12 protein-coding genes, 1 tRNA gene and 4 pseudogenes are annotated in these 21,644 nt (G+C 67.5%); 7 read left to right on the plus strand and 10 right to left on the minus strand.

Annotated features, from left to right (window positions below):
• Positions 1-126: 126 nt before the first annotated feature.
• A pseudogene (locus tag AC6EXY_RS24705) lies at positions 127-1,004 on the minus strand (IS5 family transposase); the annotation flags it as partial.
• Positions 1,005-1,358: 354 nt separating this feature from the next.
• Between AC6EXY_RS24705 and AC6EXY_RS24710 the strand changes: the two are divergent.
• Positions 1,359-2,352 (plus strand): annotated as a pseudogene (locus tag AC6EXY_RS24710) (integrase core domain-containing protein).
• Positions 2,353-2,409: 57 nt separating this feature from the next.
• Positions 2,410-2,631, plus strand: a pseudogene (locus AC6EXY_RS24715) (transposase family protein); the annotation flags it as partial.
• Between the two features lie 96 nt (positions 2,632-2,727).
• On the opposite strand, the gene AC6EXY_RS24720 reads toward AC6EXY_RS24715, so the two are convergent.
• The 6 genes and pseudogenes from AC6EXY_RS24720 to AC6EXY_RS24745 all read right to left on the minus strand — a co-directional run.
• The gene (locus AC6EXY_RS24720; RefSeq protein ID WP_499818222.1) at positions 2,728-6,945 is read right to left on the minus strand and encodes an SAV_2336 N-terminal domain-related protein; all 4,218 of its coding nucleotides are present in this window, start codon (positions 6,943-6,945) and stop codon (positions 2,728-2,730) included.
• Positions 6,942-7,796 (minus strand): AAA family ATPase, encoded by an 855-nt coding sequence (locus AC6EXY_RS24725; RefSeq protein WP_499818223.1) that lies wholly within the window; start codon positions 7,794-7,796, stop codon positions 6,942-6,944. The genes AC6EXY_RS24720 and AC6EXY_RS24725 overlap by 4 nt, the downstream gene beginning before the upstream one ends.
• A 233-nt stretch (positions 7,797-8,029) precedes the next feature.
• The gene (locus AC6EXY_RS24730; RefSeq protein ID WP_499818224.1) at positions 8,030-9,868 is read right to left on the minus strand and encodes a TIR domain-containing protein; all 1,839 of its coding nucleotides are present in this window, start codon (positions 9,866-9,868) and stop codon (positions 8,030-8,032) included.
• Positions 9,865-10,302 (minus strand): TIR domain-containing protein, encoded by a 438-nt coding sequence (locus AC6EXY_RS24735; protein WP_499818225.1) that lies wholly within the window; start codon positions 10,300-10,302, stop codon positions 9,865-9,867. Before AC6EXY_RS24735 ends, AC6EXY_RS24730 begins: the two co-directional genes overlap by 4 nt.
• 512 nt (positions 10,303-10,814) lie before the next feature.
• Entirely contained in the window at positions 10,815-11,492 is a 678-nt protein-coding gene (locus AC6EXY_RS24740; protein WP_499818237.1) for an ISAs1 family transposase, read from the minus strand.
• Positions 11,493-11,552: 60 nt separating this feature from the next.
• A pseudogene (locus AC6EXY_RS24745) lies at positions 11,553-11,765 on the minus strand (transposase); the annotation flags it as partial.
• Between the two features lie 471 nt (positions 11,766-12,236).
• Between AC6EXY_RS24745 and AC6EXY_RS24750 the strand changes: the two are divergent.
• Positions 12,237-13,562: an IS701 family transposase gene (locus AC6EXY_RS24750; RefSeq protein ID WP_243407913.1), complete on the plus strand. Its 1,326-nt coding sequence runs from the start codon at positions 12,237-12,239 to the stop codon at positions 13,560-13,562.
• A 178-nt stretch (positions 13,563-13,740) separates the two neighbouring features.
• Here the strand turns inward: AC6EXY_RS24750 and AC6EXY_RS24755 are convergent.
• Positions 13,741-13,817, minus strand: a tRNA-Met gene (locus AC6EXY_RS24755).
• A 287-nt stretch (positions 13,818-14,104) separates the two neighbouring features.
• Between AC6EXY_RS24755 and AC6EXY_RS24760 the strand changes: the two genes are divergently transcribed.
• From AC6EXY_RS24760 to AC6EXY_RS24775, 4 genes are all read left to right on the plus strand, one after another.
• Positions 14,105-14,536, plus strand: a complete 432-nt coding sequence (locus AC6EXY_RS24760) for a hypothetical protein (RefSeq protein ID WP_499818226.1) — start codon at positions 14,105-14,107, stop codon at positions 14,534-14,536.
• Positions 14,537-14,661: 125 nt separating this feature from the next.
• Positions 14,662-14,964: a hypothetical protein gene (locus tag AC6EXY_RS24765; protein ID WP_499818227.1), complete on the plus strand. Its 303-nt coding sequence runs from the start codon at positions 14,662-14,664 to the stop codon at positions 14,962-14,964.
• 799 nt (positions 14,965-15,763) lie between these two features.
• Positions 15,764-16,138 carry a hypothetical protein gene (locus AC6EXY_RS24770; RefSeq protein ID WP_499818229.1) on the plus strand — a complete coding sequence of 125 codons (375 nt, stop codon included), beginning with the start codon at positions 15,764-15,766 and terminating at the stop codon, positions 16,136-16,138.
• A gap of 5 nt (positions 16,139-16,143) precedes the next feature.
• On the plus strand, positions 16,144-16,686 hold the full coding sequence (locus AC6EXY_RS24775) for a pentapeptide repeat-containing protein (protein WP_499818230.1): 543 nt from the start codon (positions 16,144-16,146) through the stop codon (positions 16,684-16,686).
• Positions 16,687-18,814: 2,128 nt separating this feature from the next.
• Here AC6EXY_RS24775 and AC6EXY_RS24780 read toward each other — a convergent pair.
• Both AC6EXY_RS24780 and AC6EXY_RS24785 read right to left on the minus strand, forming a co-directional pair.
• Positions 18,815-20,506 (minus strand): recombinase family protein, encoded by a 1,692-nt coding sequence (locus AC6EXY_RS24780; RefSeq protein ID WP_499818231.1) that lies wholly within the window; start codon positions 20,504-20,506, stop codon positions 18,815-18,817.
• Positions 20,507-20,851: 345 nt separating this feature from the next.
• Positions 20,852-21,565 carry a recombinase family protein gene (locus AC6EXY_RS24785; protein WP_499818232.1) on the minus strand — a complete coding sequence of 238 codons (714 nt, stop codon included), beginning with the start codon at positions 21,563-21,565 and terminating at the stop codon, positions 20,852-20,854.
• Positions 21,566-21,644: the final 79 nt, after the last annotated feature.

Consider the following 21,644-nt stretch of genomic DNA (forward strand, 5'->3'; position numbering starts at 1 on the left):
CAGCCGTAGGGCAAGGCGGTAGCCGCGTCCCGAACGGTTGACCGCCTCGGTCGAACACCGCTCGGATTAGCGCGTCTGACCAGGTCGCGCAGCTTCCGATGGGACTGGAGCGCGTCGAGAACCTGATCAAGTGGAGCCGGTGAGGGGACTCGAACCCCTAAGAAGGTGTTTGAGATCGTCGTTTAGATGATTCTCTGTAGTGGTCGGGGTCCGGGTCGGCGGGCGGGCGTGGCTCGGTCGATGCGCCGGACCATGGTGGCGATCATGGCCCAGCGGATGAGGGATTCGGCGTGGTCGGGGCGGCGTTCGTAGTCGCGGGCGTGCCGGCGATGGGCGGTGATCCACGACAGAGTCCTCTCGACGACCCAGCGCCGTGGCAGGACGGAGAAGCCCTTCTGTCCGGCGGGTTTGCGCACCACCTGCAGGGTGAGGGTCAGGATGCGGGCGGCCCAGTCGACAAAGACGCCGGCGAAGCCGGCGTCGGCGAACACCAGCCGTAGCCGCCGGCCGGCGAAGAAGCTGTCGAGCAGGAGCTGCCGGCCGCCGGCGGTGTCGTGCGTGCTCGCCGGGACGACGAGGACGGCCAGCAGCATGCCCATGGTGTCCACGGCGATGAACCGCTTGCGACCATTGACCTTCTTGCCGGCGTCGTAGCCGCGGGAGGACGCCGGGACGGTGTCAGCGCCCTTCACCGACTGGGAATCGATGATCCCCGCCGTCGGCTCGGGGTCCCGGCCCTCGGCGCGGCGGGCCTGGTCCCGCAGCGCGTCGTGGACACGTTCGGTGACACCCAGGTCGTGCCAGCGGGCGAAGTAGTAGTAGACGGTCTGCCACGGCGGGTAGTCCGACGGCAACGCCCGCCACGCACAGCCGTTGCGCACCACGTACAGGATCGCGTCGACGACATCGCGCCGATCATGCTTCTCCCGGCGGCCCACCACCGCCGCGGGTGGCAGCAGCGGCCCGACCAACGCCCACTGCGAGTCCGACAGATCCGACGGATACCGATGACGAGGAGCACGCGCCATCCGTCCACCGTCAGCCCCCCGCCACCCCCAGCCGGCCATGATCCGACGAGTGCACCCCCATCGCACACCCCGCAAGATCACACACCGTCACCAGTCCGCATTCTCAAACACGTTCTAACCTTTCGATTACAAGTCGAGGGCCGCAGGTCAGTCACAGGCTGGCGTTTTCGCGCCGCACGGTTGTGCCGCTGGAGCCCCTGCGGACACGCTGTAGATCGAAGGTGTCCGACGACCCGGCTCCCAAACGGGAGCCTGTAGGGTGCCAGAAGTCGGCCTGGGCCCGTGAGCTGGGGTGATGCGACGGTGCGGCAGCCGGCATGATGGTCAGCTATGTCCGTACGCCTGCTCTATCTGATCTTCGTGCGGGTGTGTGGCTGGCTGGTCCTGCTTGGTCGTTCGTCGGCGTCGAAGGACATCGAGCTGCTCGTGCTGCGGCATGAGGTCACGGTGCTGTGCCGTACCCAGCCCAAGCCCCAGTGGGACTGGGCGGACCGGGCGGTCCTCGCCGCCCTGATCCGGCTCCTGCCCAGGGCACTGCGAACGCACCGGCTGGTCACCCCGGGGACCGTCCTGCGGTGGCATCGCCGTCTGGTCACACGGAAATGGATCCATCCGCAGCGGACGGGACGGCCTCCGGTCGCCACGGAGATCGTGACCCTCATCGAGCGGCTCGCGACCGAGAACACGACGTGGGGATACCAGCGCATCCAGGGCGAGCTCCTCAAGCTCGGCCACCAGGTGAGCGCGTCCACGATCCGCCGGGTCCTGACGTTCCTGGGGCTGCCCCCGGCTCCGAAACGGCAGACCGACACGACGTGGCGGCAGTTCCTGCGTACGCAGGCGTCGACGATGCTGGCCGTGGACTTCTTCCACGTGGACTGCGCGCTGACGTTGCGGCGTCTGTACTGTTTCTTCGTCATCGAGGTTGGCTCCCGCACCGTCCACATCCTCGGGGTCACCCTCCGTACACCACGTCGGTGGACTCCACTGTCAGTTCACCGCGTCGTTCGACGCGGTCCTCGCCGACGCCGGCATCGCCACCGTCAAGATCCCACCCCGAACCCCACGAGCGAACGCCTACGCGGAACGGTTCGTGCGAACCGTCCGAACCGAGGTCACCGACCGGATGCTGATCTTCGGTGAGCGGCACCTGCGCGTTGTCTTGGCCGAGTACGCACGGCACTACAACGGACGACGACCCCACCGCGGCCGCGGCCTTCAACCACCACGGCCTGATCACCCCGTCGCGGACCTGACCCAGGAACGGATCAAACGCCAGCCCGTCCTCGGCGGCCTGATCAACGAATACGAACGAGCCGCCTAAAACCCCAGATCAACACCGGTGGCCGAGTTCTGACACCCCACAGCCTACCAGGGCACCACCGAAACCCACCCCACCAAAAAACCGAAGAACGACGAACTCACCGACTACCAGAAAACCGTCAACAGAACCATCTCCGCCCGCCGCTCAGCCGTCGAACGCGCCATCGCCCACCTCAAGAACTGGAAAATCCTCGCCACCGGCTACCGCGGCCTACTCACCGAACTCCCCAACATCATCCGCATCGTCACCCGCCTCGAGTTCTACCGACTCGGATGGTGACATATGAATAACGCTCAAAGTTAGAGTTTACTGCCAGATACGGCACCCAAAATCCTCACCCTGATATCTAGTTAACAGACGAGGATCGCTCTCTGATCAGATATCCTCGGCCGGCGTTATAGTGAGGGTTATCTGGTGGGCGGGGCAGTCGGGGACCGGGGTGCTGGGATCGGGCCGGTACCAGGTGTAGTCGCCGCGAGGGCAGACGTACCGGTCGGAAGCGACCGGGGCTGGGTTACCGTGGGAGTCAACGTGGGAGGTGCGCTGGTAGCGGGGTTGCTGATCAGGGGGCCGGTAGTGCGGTGCGTCGGCGAGAACGTCACGTAGAAACCGGCGAGTATGCGGATGCGCGTCGAGCAGTACGTGCAGCTGCGTGAGATCGACTCGGTCGGTAGAGGCTGCGGCGAGAAAATCTCTCAATTGTGCGTCGAGGTCGGCGGCGTCCTGCGGTGTGAACCAGTTGGTGAGATAGGGACGGATCGCGCGGGCTGCTTCGAGCGTCCCGGTGGGGGTGCTGCTCACCAGGTCCCGACCGACGTCGATTGCTTCGTCTAGGTCGTTGATCCCGCCAGTCTGTGCCTGGTACTGCAGGACGAGTTCGAGGTTGGACAGCCGCCCGGCGCGGTTGGGGTGGTTGATGGGGGTGGCGTCGATAGCGGCCTGGCCGCTGGTAATCGATGCGTCGAGGTCGGTGAGCTGCGCGGTCCGTGTGAACCGGCTCTGCAGGGCGACGCTGAGGTTGGACAGCATCGCGGCCCGGTTGGGGTGGTTGGTGGGGGTGGCGTCGACGGCAGCCTGGATGGTGCTGATCGCGGTGTCCAGGTCGGTAAGCTGCCCGGTCCGTTCAAACCGGCTCTGTAGGGCGACGCCGAGGCTGGACAGCCGTCCGGCGCGGTCGGGGTGGTCAGTGGGGGTGGCGTCGACGGCAGCCTGGATGGTGCTGATCGCGGTGTCCAGGTCGGTAAGCTGCCCGGTCCGTTCAAACCGGCTCTGTAGGGCGACGCCGAGGCTGGACAGGTACATGGAGCGGTTGGGGTGGTCGGTGGGGGTGGCATCAACGGCCGCCTGGCCGCTGCTAATCGCGGTGTCCAGGTCGGCGAGCTGCCCGGTCCGTTCAAACCGGATACGCAGAGTGACACCGAGGCTGGATAGGAACATGGCGCGGTCGGGATGGTTGTCGAGGGTAGCGTCGACGGCAGCCTGGATGGTGCTGATCGCGGTGTCCAGGTCGGTAAGCTGCCCGGTCCGTTCAAACCGGCTCTGTAGGGCGACGCCGAGGTTGGACAGCATCGCGGCGCGGTTGGGGTGGTTGGTGGGGGTGGCGTCGACGGCAGCCTGGATGGTGCTGATCGCGGTGTCCAGGTCGGTAAGCTGCCCGGCCCGTTCAAACCGGCGCTGCAGAGCGACGCCGAGGCTGGACAGGTACATGGAGCGGTTGGGGTGGTCGGTGGGGGTGGCATCAACGGCCGCCTGGCCGCTGCTAATCGCGGTGTCCAGGTCGGTAAGCTGCCCGGTTCGTTCGAACCGGCTCTGTAGGGCGACGCCGAGGTTGGACAGCATCGCGGCGCGGTCGGGATGGTCGGTGGAAGTGCTGCTCACCATTCGGCGGAGAATTTCGATGGCGGCATTCAGCGTCGCGGAGTCCCCAGTACGCAACGACTGACGCAGAAGGTCCACCGCGTGTCCGGCTCCGACCTGGTCCAGATCGATCCCCTCGAGACCGAACACGCTGACCGGGTCGTCGACCGCGCGAAGGTGGCTAGCCGGGGTCACCTGCTTCTCGGGCGGCGCTTGCTCGACTTGCGGCAGCCGATCACCGGCTGCGGAACGGCTCGCTCCGTAGCCGGGTGCGGTGACCCACGCTGTGCCCGCAGCCTGGTTGCCGACCGCTAGCGACACTTCGCGGAAGTCCTCCGGGTCGAGGCCGCGAAGATGCTCAGCCACGGCGTCTAGGTAGAACTTCGGGGACAGCGCGAGCGCAAGATCGGCGCCGGGGTAGCGGTTGAGTAGGCTGCGGAGGCTTTCCGCCTCGACCAGGCGAGCGGTGGCCACTACCGCTGCGCCTGCCATGCCATCCCCAGAAAGAATGACCTGACCATGGTGCAGGGACATCCGCAGGCGCAGCCGGCCCTCTACCGCTTGGAGCTCGTTGTACTGCCGCACTGCGATTCTAAGCTCGCGGACGAAGTCACTGGCCAGCGTCGCCTTGGGGACCGCAGCACCGTCGATGGCGGCTAGGCAGCCGGCTTCGCTGTCCTGCCGCAGTAGCACCAGCTCGCCGACCAGCCCGGCCCGCTGCATCGCCGTGTCCACGATCCCGGTCAGGCCGGCCCGAAGGTCGAGTTGCTCCTGCAACCGGTAGCGGCCGTAGCCATGGACATCCAGGCAGAACAGACTCACGTGTACGGGGGGGTCAGCGGCTACCGGTGACGTGCCATCGCCTACCCGCGAGGAGGAGTTGTGCGCAGCGGACGCGTCGCGGCTGGTCGCATCCGTGCGCTCCGGCTGTGTCGGCGCCGCCGACAAGGACGGTCCCGCGGGAGATGCCGTAACCGGGTTGGCAGTGCCGGTGATGACCGCGGCGCCCGGCGTCCGAGGAGCGGAGAGTCCGAGGCGGCCAGCGAGCGCGGTGTACAGCTCCGCGAACGGCTGCAGTGCCGGGTCTCGCCGCGCCGTACCGGCGGCGTCGAGCACGAGGCCGGTCAACGTCCCGGAGGCGACGTCGGTCGAGGTGTTGAGGTGCCGGGTGACGGCGGCGAATGTCCGCCAGGCGTGGCCCACGCTTGATGTCGACGTCAGTAGCTCGGCGATGCCAGGCCGGAAGCGAAGAATGACCTCTTCGGACGGCTGCCTGCCGCTGTTGCCCGTTGCTCTCGGCAGCCTGTTCGTGTCGGGAGCACCGGGATCCTGTATCAGGAGTCCGCCGACGAGGACTTCGGCCAACTCGAGGACGGCGGTGGGGGATGGCGGGAGCGTGTCTCTCAGAAGCTGAATGAGCGGTCGGGTCAGGACAGGTGCGATAGCGAGCGTCTCGGCAAGCCGCTGCGCGCCGGGCGAGGCCCGGCGGCGAAAGGCACGCACCCGGTCGGTGGGGGTGATTGCGATGTTGGCGACGTTGGGGGGTGTTGGCCGGAGCCCGATGAGCGCGGCCGTCACTCGGCCGGTGCCGCCCCCGGCCACAGCATCCGCCCACCCTGCGATCGATGGTGCCGTCAGCGGCACGATCGGGACGGCCATTTGCAGCGCCTCATGCTGATCTTCGAGGTCGTCCGTCGCCCACCATGGGACCGCGATGTCGAACACGGCGTTCGGGCTGGCCGGCCAGGGAGTGCGGATGTTGACCCGCTCGTCCCCGAGCGCGGTGTCCGACCAGTAGTGCTCAGGCAGCAAGTGGAGGATGGTTGTCGGCATCGACTGACCCCACCGTTCGAGGACAGCCCAGTACCGCTGGTCGTACCACTGCCGGCCGACGGTGTCGGTGACGAGGAGTACCAGCCGTCGACCCGACGGGTCGATCAGGCGATCAGCCGGATGTTCCTGCCCACCAGCGTCTCTGATCAGGACTGACCTGGAGGCGGTCTGCGTCCCAGCGCGCGATGAATCTGGGTGTGTTGGGGCGTCCGACGCTCCTGGTACGGCGTCGCCTGCCACCAGCTCCCAGCGGGCTACCGACCGAAAGGCCCCCACCTGCGCGAGGACACGCTCAAGCGCAGTGAACGTCGTGTCCCACAGCCCCAGTGACTTGCGTCCGTCGACGACGAGAGCAACGTCGAGGCGTCGACGGAAGGTGGACCGCAGGACCGGGACCAGGGTGCCTCGTGCCTGAGCTGTCGCTTCGATCGTCGCGTCCAGGTCGAGCACCGGAGGGCCTGGCTCGCGAATCCGTTTGAACGGCCGCAGTGCCCGTGTGATCGCCAAAGCGTCCGGGATCGGACTTGGCTGCGGAAGCCCGACCTCGGCCGCGGCGAGCCCAGAGGTCCCCGATCCGGCGACCGCCGGGAAGACGGGCGTAGCGGGGTGGCCGGGCGCGCCGGACTCGTGCGGGATGGATGCGGAGGATGTGGGGCCGTCGGCGCGGCCGGGTCCATAGTCGGGGCGGGCAGGTCGGGCCGGCTCGACTGTCTCTGCCGACCAGACTGGATCGGTCGCCCGCGCAGCGAGCAACCAGACCACATCGGCCAGTTCCTGCGGCTGTAGCGGAAGTCTCGCGGCGAGCATCGTCTCGGCGAGCGCGCGCAGAAGGCCAGAGCCTCCGGCCGGAGAGGCCTGGGCGCCCTGCGGCTTGGCTTCGTCGACCGGTGGCCTCTGGGTCATCGGCCGCCGAGTTCAGTGAGCAGCAGCGTTCTCAGTGTCTCCCTGGTCGCGGAGTCCGGAGCCGCGTCTCCGGTCGTCAGGTAGACCAGGTTGAGGAGTTGGTCGACCGCGAGGTTGTCATGGGTGATCCGGCTCGCGAACTCCTCGATGGTCGCGCGTTCGCGGGCGGCGGCGTCGGTTCCCAGATGTTCGGCGACGATCTCGGTCAGGAACGCCGCGTTCGGTTTCGGCATCGTGAAGGACACGCAGCGGCGGAGAAAAGGCGGCGGAAAGGTGCGCTCGCCATTGCTGGTGAACACGATCACGGGAAAATGGCTGGTGCGCACCACACCCGAGACGACCGTATATGCCTCCAGGTCTGCTCCTGTCACCTGGTGCTGTACCGGCTTGTCGGTGTCTCCCCTACGGGCGGCGGCGTCTCGGATGAGGGGCGGGATGGAGAACTCGCCCCGTTCCAGCACGTTGAGGAGGTCGCCGGGAAGGTCAAGGTCGCTCTTGTCGATCTCGTCGATCAGGACCGCGCGAGGCCGGTCCGCACTGGCAAGGGCCGTACCCAACGGTCCCAGGGTGACGAAGGTCGCCACGTCCGTGCCACCAGGGTCGAGGCCTGCCACCGCTGGATCGGCGATCTTCGCCTGCGCGGCTGCCGCCGCCATCTGAGTGGCCTGCAGGCGGCCAAGTGCGTCGTACTGGAACAGCGCGTCGTCGAGAACGCTCTTCGACGTCACGTGCCACCGCAGCACCGGCCCCAGATCGAGCTGTGCGGCGATCATCTCAATCAGGGTCGACTTACCCGAGCCGGGTAGACCGGTGAGGAGCAGGGGCCGGCGCAGGTGGAGCGCCGCGTTCACCGCTTCAACCAAGGCCGGCGTGGTCCGGAAGCCCGCGGGTCGGGACTCGGCGGCCGAACCGACTCCTCCACGCCACGGCGGCGGAGGTGGGATCGCGGACCAGGCCGGACGTCCGTCCGGAACCAGCGGCGAGCGCGGGGTCCCGTCTGGGCCCTTCGGTTCGCCCGGAGGCGTCTGGTCTGAGCCGCGGAAGATTTCCCAGGGCATGCGCGTTTTCCTTCCTTTCGGGGAGCTCAGCCGCCGGCGAAGTCGAGCGCGACACGAACCGCACCCACGTCGCGCATGGAAAAACCCGCCCGGCCGTCCGGGTCGTCCCAGATCACCACTCTGCGGGACGGGCTGACGTCCAGATGGTCTGGAGTTTCATGCCTGCGGACCGGCACCCCAACGCCTTTTGTCGTCTTCAGGTCAGCCGCAGCCGTCCCCTCGCCGCCATCCGGATACCAGAGCACAAATCCGCATCCGCGGATCAGAATTATTTTCAGGACGTCGACGACGGGGGTGCCGGACGGTTCAGCCAGGATCAACGGATGGGCCGCCTGAGAATGTAGCCAGGCCTCGATTCCCCTGCGGTCGTCGTGATCTTCGGCGCGCAACAGCAACGGGTCGAGAGACCAGTCTCCAGCTTCCACCCGGTCCTGAAAGAGGTTTCTGAGGTTGGAGATGCGGCCACCGGGCTGTGCCACCCAGCGTCGCGACCAGCGCAGTCGTGGTCGGTGCCATGAGCTCAACGGTTGGTATTCGTCGGCGAAGGGGACGATCTCCAGATCCTCAACGCCGTGGTCCAACAGGACCCGGGGGGCCATGATGTCCACGACGAGGCCTCGCGGCCAGGGCAGCCGATCCAAGAGGCGGCGCAACGCGCCCAGCAGATCCTCCTCGCCCCGGCACTCCTCCGCATCCTGTACGTCGAGGTCGGGTCCGACCATGCCCGCCCTGATCCACTTTGGCTGTGTCTCCTTGAGCCATTCGGCCTCGTCGCCGAGTTCGATGAGCAGCCAGGATGGCCGCACGTAGCCACCGAGATACTTCGCGGCGTCCGGACGGTTCAGACCGAGCTCGTCGATCCAGCTCTGAAGGGCCGGATCCGTCAGATCCCGGCCCTGGTGCGCGGCGATACAGAGGACGAAGCGGGCCAGCGGTGGGAGCGGGTGGCCTGGTCTCGTGCGCCGCTCGACGGAGGTGGCAAGCGCAGCCTCGACGAGGAGCATGTCGAGCGACTCCCCTTGCTCGGGCGGCCGGTGGACCGCGCCTCGGTACATGCCGTAGAGCGCCCTCGGGAGGCTGAGATCCCGTCCGCCGACGGCCGTGACAACCGGCTTCGCGGCAACCGCTGCATCGAGGGCGAGGAGCGTCTCTCCCCGATGCCGGATCTCGGGGTCGTCCTGGAAAGCCCACGCCTCAATCGCGGGACGCCCCATCCCGAGCTCGGCCCGGCTCCACCGCATCAGCGGCGGCAGGCCGAGCAGGAGCCGCGCCTCGGTCACCTCGGCCAGATAAGCAGCACGCACATACCCGTCCAACTCGACCGCGTCGGCAGCGGGCGCCGCGGCGACCACAGCACCAGCAGGGCGCGCCTTCGCGTCCACCTTGACGGTTGCCGGGTCGACGATCCCGAGAGCGACCAGCTTGGTAACAATAAAATCGACGATCTCATCCACGGAGAAGCCATCGGCATCGATGGCCTTAAGCGGGCTGAGCGCCGCCGTCAGCGGGCTTCTACCGAGTCGCACCGGAAGCACGTACTCCGTTGATTCGCGAGTCGCCCGATCGAGCGCCGCGCGATACTGCACCCGCGCGTGGTCATCGCCCAGATACTCTGCGGAGACAAAAACAATCACCGTCGCGAAGCTGTCACGGAAGAGCTCGACGATCGCTTCCGGATTGAACTTTCCCCACATATCAACCATGGAAACAAGATCACGATCATAGTACCGTCGAATCCCGCGCGCAGCCAGGCCGCCAGCCACCATTGCGACATAGTCACGATCCGCCTCGGAAAACGAGAAGCCCACTGGATAGGGCCGCGCCTGGCGGGGCCGACCATTCGACATGAGGCCCTCACCGTTCACGTCGCCGACAGTCCCATCGCCTCCCACTTCGCGATCAGTATCCTCGCGCACGTCGCGGTGGTCATCGTCTGCAGATCCAGATAGACGACGCTGTCCAGCAGGCCCGGGAGCCGGGTTCCGTCGAACCGGAGCGGCAGCATGTACTCCCGCCGCTCCCGCACGGCCCGGTCGAGCGCCGCCCGCCGCTCCACGTTCGTCCAGTTGCTCGTGGCGTAGTCCGCGGAGACGAAGAGGACGACCAGCGCGGCTTCCTCGTTGTAGATCTGCGACAGTGCCTCGGGGAGAAACTTCCCGAGCAGCTCGACCTGCTGGTCGACGTCGTAGAAGATGCGCAGGCCCGCAGCCTTCAGGTCCGCGGCCACGCCGTCGACGTAGGAACTTTGGGCATGTGAATATGACAGCGCGATATCATACTTCCAGGCAGGATCCCCCATGGGTCAAGCATGCCATACCCGCCTCAGGAAGGTCCGTCGGGCCGGTCGGCCGAGCGCGGAGCCTCGGCGGCGCTGTTCATAGGCAACCCGATCTCATGATCATCTGGTGAAGCCGTTCGGGCTGAGCCTCGACGAACGCAAGCCGTCAGGGCCTGAAGCCGCTCTGCGGGCAGCCATACTGGCAGGTAGCGAGACTGCTCGAGTATCTCGAGCTCGGGAGGAGAGCCGCCTGACCGGTCGGGGTGTGCGGCCCAGGAATGCGGGCGCAATGCCGCGCGGGGACACATCGGTCGGCGACAAGCCCGCGGGGACGCCGCTCCCCACATGCCGCGATCCTCGCGGTGACCGCTGGGGCAACAGCCGAACCCCCGGGCACTATACGCGAAGAGTGACAGGCCAACTACTATAACCGCGCCTCTGAGTTGAACGAGTGTCGATACCTGACAGCCGGGTGAGTCACGGAACCCGTCAACCTGTCAGGGCTCCTTCATGTGGGGGGTCTGCCCGGTTTGTCAGGGGAAGCTGTGGAGATCGAGGGCGGCGGTCGGGGTGGTGTGATCACGTCGGCCGGGTGGGATGAGGGCGTAGCCGACCTGGCGTAGGGCGTTGATGACGGCGGAGCGTAGGGTCGCGAGGTTCATCGGCGCGTTGCCGGTCCGGACGGTGGAGTGGTCCTCGCGGAAGGACACGTCTCGAGTGTGGTGCGCCTTGTTCTCCACGTGCCAGTGCGACCGGGCGAGATCGCCCAGCAGGGCGCCGCCGGCCTGGTGGAAGGTCAGGTCGGTGACCGCGTAGACGGTCTGGCGGTTGGGGGCTTTGCCGGTCTCGCGGCGCCAGCGGTGGATCCGGATGGCCTGCGCCGCGTGGGGGAAGTCCAGGCGGGCCGCGGTGGTGGCCTTCACCGTGCGGGTCTCGTCACGGCCGTGGCCGTGGTCGCGGGTGACGTCGGCGACCGGGATGTCAGCCCATGGCAGGGCCTTGAGCTGGGCGAACAACCGCGGCTGGTTGGCTTTGATCACGGCCAGGTAGTGGGCTTTCTTCGCCGTGACGAGCCATTCGAGGTTCGCCCGGCCGCTGTGGAGGGCATCGAAGGTGACGACCGTGTCGGCCAGGTCCATCGGCGCGAGCAGCGGCTGGAACGCTGTCGTCTCGTTGCTCTTACGGTCGACCTCGACGTGGCCGACCAGCAGCCCGTCCCCGTGGGCGTGTCATGACGACGGGTCTGTCGCAGATGCAGTGGTGACGGAGAGTTAGCCGAGCAGGATCCGGTGTCGGAGGAGCGGGAAGCCTGCTCTGCCGTGCATCTGGCGCATGATCCTTTTGGTTTTGGTGTTGACGCCTTCGGTGCCGCCGTTGTGGTAGGGCAGGGCGAGTGCGGCCGTGACGGCGTCGCGGTCGAGTTCGAGGCCGCGGGTGAAGGCATGTAGGTGAGGCAGGTCGGCGGCCCGCGCGGTGGTGATCCATGTGCAGCGCGGCGGCCTGCGCGGCCCGCAGCCCGTCCCACCCGACCTTCTCTCCGCGGATCAGCCCGCCGACGTCCTCGTCCGGGACCGCTTCCCGCATGGAACGCTGGATGGCGGTAACTCCGGCCACGACGGGGCCCGCTTGTACCCGTCCCGGTCCGCCGGCGCCGTTGACTCGGGCCGCCAGGACGGACCGAAAACGCGATGACAGGCGCGTTGTTCCCGAAAAATGAAAGAAGCTCCCTGACAAATATCAGGAAGCTTCTTTCATCTCTAGAGTTTCGCAGTTTTCTTGATCGGGATCGGCGGCCGATAACGGCTGGATGATTGATTGGATTGCGTGTGGTGGACTGATTTCCTGGTGTCTGCCGGTGGTATCACGGCGTGTGGCGGAGGGGTGGAAGGCCAGCTCGGAGGGCTGGTAGCGGGAGCATCGACGCTTCCTGTACCAACTCGAAAGAGTGGACGCCGATGCTCCCGGATGTCACGATACCGGTTTCTCTCGCGGTGCTGTTGGAGGGTTTCCGGTCGTGTTTCACAGCGCCGTCGTTCCGGGCGTTTCGGGCGCTCGTCGTCGGGATGCTCGCCGCGGGCGGGCGGCGGACAGTGTGCGGGATGCTCGTCGGCGCGGGCCTGTCGGCGCTGTGGCCGCATGACCGGGCGCACCGGTTCTTCGCGCGGGCGGTCTGGTCGGCCGACCAGGTCGGTCTGGCACTCGCCCGGCTCGTCGTCGACCGGCTCGTCCCGGCCGGGCCGCTGACCGTCGTGGTCGATGACACCCTGTTCCACCGGGCGGGTAGGAAGGTCTGGGCCGTGGGCTGGTTCCACGACGGCTCCGCGAAAGGCGACCGGCAGGTCGGCTTCGGGAACAACTGGGTCATCGTCGGCCTCGTCGTGCCGGTGGCGCTGCTCGGCCGCCCGGTCTGCCTGCCGGTCCTGGCCCGCCTGGTCCGTAAGGACACCGTCTCGGCCTCGCGGCTCTGGCTGGCGGCCCGCGCCCTCGAGCGGCTCGCCGCGGCGTTCCCCGGACGCCAGATCCACGCCGTCGCGGACGCCGCCTACGCCGGCGACGAGCTGCGTACCCTGCCCGACACCGTGACCTGGACGACCCGGCTGCGCCGCGACGCCGCCCTGTTCGCTCCCGCCCCGCCCCGGACCGGGCGGCGCGGCCGGCCCCGCCTGAAAGGTGACCGGCTGCCCAGCCTGACCCAGCTCGCCGCGACCGCGGCGTTCCGGCCGACGACCGTGACCCGCTACGGCCGGACCGAGACCGTCCACCTCGCCGTGATCCGCTGCCTGTGGTACGGCGTGTTCGGCCCAAGGCCCGTCACCGTCGTCCTCGTCCGCGACAGCGAAAGAGCCGCCACCTACGACCTGGCGCTCGTCACCACCGACGCCCTGGCCAAGGCCGCCGATCTCGTCGCCCGCTACGCCGCTCGCTGGTCGATCGAGGTCGCGATCGCCGACGCGAAGCAGATCTTCGGGGTCGGCGAGGCCCGCAACCGGCTCGCCGCCGCGGTCGAGCGCACCGTCCCGTTCGGCCTGACCTGCCAGACCCTCGCCTTCGTCTGGTACCTCACCGCCGGCCACCACGACGGCGACGTCGCCGACCACCGCACCCGCGCCCCCTGGCACACCAGCAAGACCAGGCCCTCCACCACTGACCTGGCCGCCAAGCTCCGCCGCGTCCTGATCACCGCCCAATATCGGCCGACACGGCCCGCGCACCCGACCGACGCGGAAATCCACACCCTCCGACTCGCCTGGGCCACCACCGACTCCGCCCTCGCCGCCTGAAACAGCCCGCGACCCGGCCCGGCGCGGCCCCGCACCCTCGAAAAGCCCGCCGACACAGGCCCCCAGCAGCCCGGACCGACCCCCCGCACGACCCAGCCAAACCCCTCAACAAGATAATTCAACACACCCAAAATCAAGCCATTAGACGATCATGGAAAATGCGAAAGTCGAGTTCATCTGGTAGCGGGGGCAGGATTTGAACCTGCGACCTCTGGGTTATGAGCCCAGCGAGCTACCGAGCTGCTCCACCCCGCGTCGGTGTTTTCTTACCTTATAGGTCCGCCACTGGGAGGTGTCAAATCGATGGCAGCACCAGGTCGAACTTTTCTCCGTCCCTCCCTGACAACCGTTCCGCCGCCCGACCACCGTTTCGCCGGACCGACGTCCAGCGCGGCGACCTCCGGCGTGACGCAGGGTAGAGCCATTAGGCGGCTGGCGGCACCTCGGGCGTCGGCTGGTCCGAGCCGGTGGCAGCCCACTCTCTGTCCCGACTGGACTGGTCGCCGTCCGTCATTACTGGCCAAGATGTCGGAGGTGTCAGCGTGGGCGGCTCCCTCGAACCCCTCGTCAACCTCGCCCGCCTGCACATCCGCGACGGCCACAGCGACCAAGCCCTCGACCTGCTCCGCATCCTCGTCCATGGCATCGCCGAAGGCATCGACGTCGTCATCGACGGCATCCTTGTCTCCGCTGGGCGGCTCACCCTCACACCAGACGACCGTCGGGCACTTCGCCACTGGCTGTGGACGGTGCTGCTCGCCGACGGAACGCGGGCCCTCGCCGCAGCCGGGCGCTGGGAGCAGGCCGCCGTACACGCCGAGGCGAATCACGGGGTCGGCCGGCGCCTCCTCGACGGCCGACAGGCAGTCGTTCTGGCACACTGTGCCGGCGGCCGGCTCACCGCTGCCCAGACCGTCCTCGACAACAGCGAGCCTGCCGAAAACCTTGGGAGATTGCTGTCGCGGCCTGTTTGACCGTCCTGTGCGGCCGATTGGCCCGCAGAACAGCCAACCACAGCGTTGCCGCGATGATCCACTGCTGCTCAGCTCTGCCGGCTGCGGCCAGCGCCGGAGCCTTCCAGTCCTGACTGGGACTCACCGTGATCGATCTCGCCGACGGCATCTCCGCACCCGCCGCGCGCCGCATCACCACCCGCCTCGCCCGACAGGCACTCATCACCGGCGACGCCCACATCGCCCGCGACCTGCTTGCCCACGAGACCCGCGACACCGCATTGACCACCACCGGACGCACTGCGCTGCTCGACGCCATGCGGTCTGCCGGGCTCGGGCAAGGCCCCACCCCGCCGAGTCTGCATGCGGACTTCATGGCGGCTACCGAAACCGCCGAGAGCGTGATGCGACGCGCTGTGACCCGATTCCGGGCCACGGCGCACGCGTGAGAACGACAGCGGAGGACCATGGGGGCAGTCCCGCGGCGGCATCGACATGGTCGATGGAGGCGGCGAGTATTCGTCCCAGTGCCGGTGGACGATCAGCACAGCAGAGGCACTGTGAAACTCATCCATGCTGTCGCCGGGGGCGGGGCCGGACGTCTGATCGCCGCCGTCGGCGGTGGGCCGCGTTGGGAGGAGCCGCCAGCGGGATGACTGGTGGAAAGGATGGCCACCATGGTCGCTCGCGAGTCCGCCGCCTTCAGCCGGACCTGCTGATTGCGTCCACGTGTGTCCGCTGACCGTCGAGCAGCTTCACGATGACGCGGGATGGCGCGCCACGCTCGCCGGGTTTGACGGCGTCGCGCAGGCGATCCGGGCCGCCCTGGACACCACCACCCTGCGCCGGCTCCGTCAACTCGCCACCATCACCGGACGGCCCCAGCACCAGGCCTTCGATCCGCTTAACGCCTGCATGAAGAGATCCTCAACGTGTGCGCGACGGCCGCCGGGACCACGATCCGCGGCTAGTAGGACTTCGTTAGGTGACTCCGGGTGGGTGAATGATTATGGAAGGTGGGTGGTTGAAGGGTTGCTGGCAGGTGGGGCAGGCGCCGGTCCAGACGGCGAGCAGGGTCTGGAGTGTGCGGAGGACTCCGTAGAGGGTCAGGCCGGCGCAGGGGCTCGACCGCCCGCGACTGTCCTGGGCGGCGATGACCGCACATGGCGAGATGGTCCCGCACCGATCGGCACCAGCTATCTTCCATATATGCCTTTGACCAAGTTACGCTCAGCGGCTGTGAACGGGGTGAGCTACGCCCTGATGGGGCTGCTGGGTGGGTTCCTGGTGGAGGCCGTGGAGTGGCAGGCCGCAATCCGCAGAACCCGTGATTTCCCGTGGCGGGCGGAGGGGGAGCCTGCTCTTGCACCTATGCTGCTAGCGGTGCTGCTGCGCCTCGCTGCTGGGGCAGGACTCGCGTTCGCCGCGGGAACCGACCATCAGGTCAACGGCCCGTTCGGAGCACTTGCTGTCGGGATCGCTGCACCCCTGATTGTGGAGAAGCTTGCCAGCCAGGTGCCCGTAGGCACACCCGTGTCTCCGCAGAAGAGCTCCCCGCCGGCCGCCTCCGAGTTGCCGGCGGAACAGCCACAATCGACCCGCGAGATCGGTGCTGGCGGATGATGGACATGGAACGCTCCGGCTTCGTCGCCCAACTCTTCGCTGCGCTGGGCCGTACCACTCCCGCCTTCGCCAGTACCAAACCGCTGGTGGCTCGCCGATCTGATCGGCTACTTGCTGCGCTGGGCCGCACTACGCCCGCCTTCGCTCCGCGGTGGATCAGGGCGGACGCGGATCTCCGCGGCGAGAACCTTGTCGGCGCGGACCTCATCGTCGCGGACCTTCGCGGCGCGGACCTGACCAGGGCGAACCTCGACGGCGCGGACCTTCGCGGCGCGGACCTCACCAGGGCGAACCTTACCGGCGCGAGCCTCATCGTCGCGGACCTCCGTGGCGCGAACCTCACTGGCGCGGACCTTCGCGGCGCGAACCTCAGCAGGGCAGACCTCCGCGCTACGGACCTTATTCAGGTGCTGTGGTCGATGGACACGGTGTGGCCGGACGCGCAATCAGCTGAGCAGATGCGGGCCAGGTCTGTGGAAGTGGAGGCCGGTGTGTTCGAGGTGCGTGGAGCGGGCGGGATCCGGGTCGAGGACTTGGTCCCTGTCTAGTGGTTGCGGCCGTGCAGCAACCACTAGTAGATCGAACAAATTTTCGGTCCTGACCTGGCGATCCTCGGCAAATTTGACGTCGCGAACAAGGAGGAATCAGAGGCATCAATGGTCGCGCGCCAAGCCTCCAGTTTCAATCAGGCGGAGAGTCCAGCCTAGTGCAACCAGCGTAAGACCGTATGGCTCGGTAGGTGCTAATCCGGTTTGCGTACGGTCGCCACTCGAGTAAATGAAGGCTGTCCCACTGGATCCGACCCGGACGATTTCGGCTGACCCCCGCACGAAACAATATCCGTGACGTGAAAGACGTGGAAAGAACCATCGTAGGTCAGACCCGTCTGAAAGGTGTACCGTGCTGCGGCGTCCGCCTGGCCATGCGGCCAGCGGTTCCCTTCCCATCGGCTCCGTGATGCGGATTCCTCCACCGAAACCTGTCTCCGCGACAAACGGTCGACCTGCGATCATCATCTCTACCCGACCGCTGCGGAGCCAACTCGTCGTAAATCTGGCTTCCTGGCCTGGAGGGAAGCGTATAAGCTGCCAAGATCCCGTTGCTTCGGAGGCATCGACGATGAGCTCTGCCTCGATCGGCGTATCTACGATGAGATCCGGTGACGAAGAGGTTGGGGCCTTCGGTCGTCCAAACATGATTCCTCTTCCTGGGCTGGGACGTCATCGCCTGCACGACCGCTTCTGCGGTCGTCTCGGTGAAGTCTTAGGAGTCAACTGGATCGAAGTCGACGGGTTATGTCTGGGTGTCTAGCCGTCGCGGTTTGGGGGCTTGCAGGCTGTCCATCTACGCCGGATCCAAAGCGATCTTCAAGCCCGGTAGACGGTGTAGGCGAAGCGCAGATAGGTGTACTCGTGTCGCAGTACCGACGGTGCCGCGTTGACCCGGCACATTTGCGTCAGTAGATGCCCGGCGTCCTCGATGGTCTTTCGGTGTTGTGACCGCTCAATGCACCCCCTACACTGGGCCACCTTATATTGCAGCATACCGTGCGCGACAGGGTGAGTGCCGTCGGCAATGCGGCCGGTTCACGGGGACGACACCGACGATCGGACGTCGACTTGCTGTCGAGCTCGCGCCCGAACTCGAGCGACTGAGGTCGTCGTGCTGACCTGGCAGCTGTCCGCCGAGGCCGGGGTGCCGCTGGCGCGCTGCGCGCACGCGGACGAGTTCATAGAGATCAATGCTCTTGGCGGCGAGCTCCGCTTCGCCCAGGCGAGCCGGACCACAGAGAGGCGCCGGGCGCACGAAAGTTGCGGAGAGCGAAGCTTGGGCGGGGGAGTGGTGATGCCGAGTTGATGCCGAAGTGACCGGCACTGACCGGCAGAGGGCGGCGAGGCCAGCATCGGCCGAAACGGCTGACCTGCCTGGACGGGGTCGGGTAGCACAAATCGGCCTGGACGGACATCCGGGCGGACGGTCTCATAATCCGTCGGTCGTCCGGGTAGGTTCGTGAGATTCTCTGCTCTGCGCGGCTACCAGGACTACGGTTCCCGCGAGGACATGTGCACGGGAGGTGCGGTGATGGGTGATCACGTGTGCGGCGTGAACCGGTGTACCCAGCCTGCGTCTGGCTCCGTGCCGCATGACAGTCCGCTGCCAGGCGATCGATCATCTGTGGATGGTGACCTACGCTTACCCACCTGCGTTGCGCACGGCCGGGAGCACCATCGACTTGTCCTGGGGCGGGATCCCCGTCCCGGCGATGTCACGATCCTTGAGATCGACGCTCCAGAGGTACCCTGACGTCCTTGTTGCGGTCCACTGTGTGGCCTCCGTGCACGCACCCGGCAGCCGTCCCTTTGACCGGCTCTCCTGATCCGTGGCCGCGGATCAGCCTGAGGGTGTGGGCCGGGGCGGCTCGAGTTTTCCGGTGCCGGTCAGATCATCGACGTCCTCGACCTGGTGACGGACGACAGCCGCGCCGGCCAGGCCTCGCGTCCATCCCGTACGTGCCCGGCCCGGTGGACCCGCGGGCTGCTGATGCGGGTCGGGGGAGCGTTAGCGCGAGCGGTGCTGACGGACTCCCGTACCCACCGCCGGCTGGTCCTGGCTGAAGCGGGCGCCGGCCGCTACCGGTCGCCCGCCGGATGACCGACTAGAAGGCGCCCGCGCTGCTCAAGGGCGTGGGCGTAGTGGCCGAGTCCTCCCTCGGACACGATCCATTACCCCACAGTAGGTTGAGCTGATCTTCATCTCGGCCCTTACTGTGTTGGTGGTGGGTTGGTAGGTCAGTCGCAGGTCGAGCTGGCGGTACAGATCAGCCTTCTCTGCGGGCTCGGCCTCGGCGAGCGCGGTAGCCACGTCACCGAGCGCTGCGACCATGGTACTGATCTCCCCGCGGGTGAGCGTCCGCTCCTCGCTCTTCCTTGCCTCTCGCAGCGTCCGTTCCGCAGTGGTCTTCTCGGCCTGGGTCTGGGCGATCCAGCCGGTGACGACCGCGGGGTCGGCGCCGGCGTCGAGGGCAGCCCGGTAGCTGGCCAGCTTGGAGTTGCTCTCCTCGATCTTCCGGCGTGCCTGCTCGAGGGCGGGGTCGTGGGATGACGGTGTGGCCTGGGCTGTGACCATGGCCTCGAGGGTGTCGGCCAGACGCGGGGGTGCGAGCGCGCGAGCCACCCACTGGTCCAGGGCCGGCAGGATGAGGTCCTCGCGGACGAAGACGTTGATCGGATGGCTGATCGTGTTCGCGAGGGCGTACTCCTGCGGGTATCGGCAGCGGTAGTAGGCGTCGTCGCGGACGGTGTGTCCCTGCATCTTGCGGTTGCAGACACCGCAGTAGAGCGAGCCGCGCAACGCATACGGGCGGCGGGTGCGTGGCCGCTTCTGATCTCCGGGGCCTCGTCCCCGGGCGGCGAGGAGCTCCTGGGCCTGGGTGAACGTCTCAGGATCGATGATCTCCGGGTGGACGGCGTCCTCCGACCAGATCCACGTGTCCTTCGGGTTCCAGCGCAGCTTGGTCGTGTGACCGAGGCCGACGTCCTCGACGTCGAGGAGCACCTCATCCTTACGCTGCCGGTTCCAGACCTGCCGGCCGGTGTAGCGCGGGTTGATGAGGATCGCCCGGACAGCGCCTTTCGACCATGCCCTGCCCGTGCGGTGGGAGTTGCGGGCCGGGTCGTGAGCCGACGGGCTGGGGATCCCGTCACCAGTCAGCCCTTCGGCGATGGCGAACAGGCCGCTGCCACGCAGGAACTCGGTGAAGATCCGGACGACGATCGGGGCGGCCTGCTCGTCGAGCGCGAGGCCGTGCAGCCGACGGCCGTCGGCTGCCTTGGCCGGGTTGGGATGGGGGCCGAGATCGATCAGTCGGTAGCCGTAGGGCGGCCGGCCGCCGAGGAAACGTCCCTCGACCTGAGCCTGGGCGGCCATGGCGGCACGCACCCGGACCTTGACCCGATTGCGCTCCCCCTTCGACATCCCCCCGAACACGGACATGATCAGGTCATGGGCCTCGTTGTTCGGGTCGATCGGCCCCCCGACCTCCGGCACCCACAGCGGCACCCCGTAGTGGCTGAACAAGGGGAACACCAGGCCGAACTGGTTGCCGTAGAAGGCTCGCTGTGGCTCCCCGATCACGACCGCCTCAAAGCCCCGGTTCGGGTCCTTCAGTGCCTGCAGAAGATCGTTTGCTCGCGGCCTGCGCTGCCAGGGCACTGCCCGCGACTGCCCGGCATCGAAGTACTCGGCGACGATCTCCCCGCCGTGCGGTTCGATCAGCGCTTTCGCTCGAGTCTTCTGCCATGCTCGTGATGACTCTGGATCCTGCTGGTCCTCGGTCGAGCACCGACCTTCGAACGCAAATCTGATCATCGGTTGGATCCTTTCTTCCTCGCTTCCGCATGGTCGACGCGGCTGGTCGGGGTCGCGTTCTCGCTGGCCCGCCTCCTGTGAACGGTGCGAAGGACACGGAGCAGAGCAAGGGCGAAGGCCGGCGTGACACGGGGCTCCTCAGCGGGCATCACGACGCTGACCGCGTTTTCCTCGGCTTTTCTCGCGCCGATCACCGGGTGTACCTGAGCACGATAGCCGGCAATTCCCCACGGCGGCAAGGAGTGAGCCCAAGCCCTTTCCCTGGAGAGAGCTCGCCGAATTCCTTCACACCGTATACCTGCCGCCTCCGCGCAAATGGATCCACCAATGCCGCTGACGGTGGCCTCACGCGATAGGCCTGTCGCTGCTGGAACCGCCGCCGGAATCCGCCGACTGGTCGCGGGGGAACTCCCAGGGCGGAAGCTGGGCGCTGAAGATGCCGGCGCCGCGGGGTGCGAGGAGTTGGACGTGGTGGAAGGTTCGTCCGTCGATGATGGGCTGGTGGGCGCCGGGGCGGATGATCCACAGGTCGGGTGGGACGGGCCGGCCGGCCTGGGTACGGCCCCAGACAGCGGCGCCGGTGTAGACGGGGTTGGCGAGGATGCGGGCGACGGTGCCTGATGTCCAGGGCCGGGGGAAGCCGGTGGTGGGGTCGATCGGGGCGAGGGTGGGGTGAGCGAGGCCGCGGAGGCGGGTTGTGATCGCGGTGGGGGTGAGCCGGTCGTCGATGCGCCAGTGGTAGATCGCGGCGACGACGGAGGCGGGTCCCGGGTCGACGACGAGTCGGACGCGGCGCTGCTTGGCGGGGCCGACGCGCAGGGGTAGGTAGCCGTAGGGAACGGGGCCGAGGTGGTAGCCGGCGAGGACGATGTCGATCTGCGCGCGGCGGGCGCGTTCGGTGGTCCAGGCGTGGTGGGCGGCGAGGAGCCGCGCCTGCTCGCGGGCGGCGCGGGCTTCGCGGGCCGCGCGGCGGTGGATCAGGCGTGACCACCAGCCGGGCTGAGGTGTCTGTGCGGGCGGGGCGGGTGGTAGTGCGGGGATGGGCGACAGGTCGGACATGAAGGCTCCAGCCACAGGACGGCGAGCGGGAAGCAGCCAAGCGGGGGCGGTCGGCCGGGCGGCGTCGGCCGGTGCGGGC

This window comes from Frankia sp. RB5 (genome assembly GCF_059816245.1).

Bases quoted from the DNA above. Each gene is read 5' to 3' on its own strand.
- AC6EXY_RS24720 (WP_499818222.1), bottom strand. From the start codon at position 6,945: ATGACCCAGAGGCCACCGGTCGACGAAGCCAAGCCGCAGGGCGCCCAG.
- AC6EXY_RS24735 (WP_499818225.1), bottom strand. From the start codon at position 10,302: ATGGGGGATCCTGCCTGGAAGTATGATATCGCGCTGTCATATTCACAT.
- AC6EXY_RS24750 (WP_243407913.1), top strand. From the start codon at position 12,237: ATGCTCCCGGATGTCACGATACCGGTTTCTCTCGCGGTGCTGTTGGAG.
- AC6EXY_RS24775 (WP_499818230.1), top strand. From the start codon at position 16,144: ATGGAACGCTCCGGCTTCGTCGCCCAACTCTTCGCTGCGCTGGGCCGT.
- AC6EXY_RS24780 (WP_499818231.1), bottom strand. From the start codon at position 20,506: ATGATCAGATTTGCGTTCGAAGGTCGGTGCTCGACCGAGGACCAGCAG.
- AC6EXY_RS24785 (WP_499818232.1), bottom strand. From the start codon at position 21,565: ATGTCCGACCTGTCGCCCATCCCCGCACTACCACCCGCCCCGCCCGCA.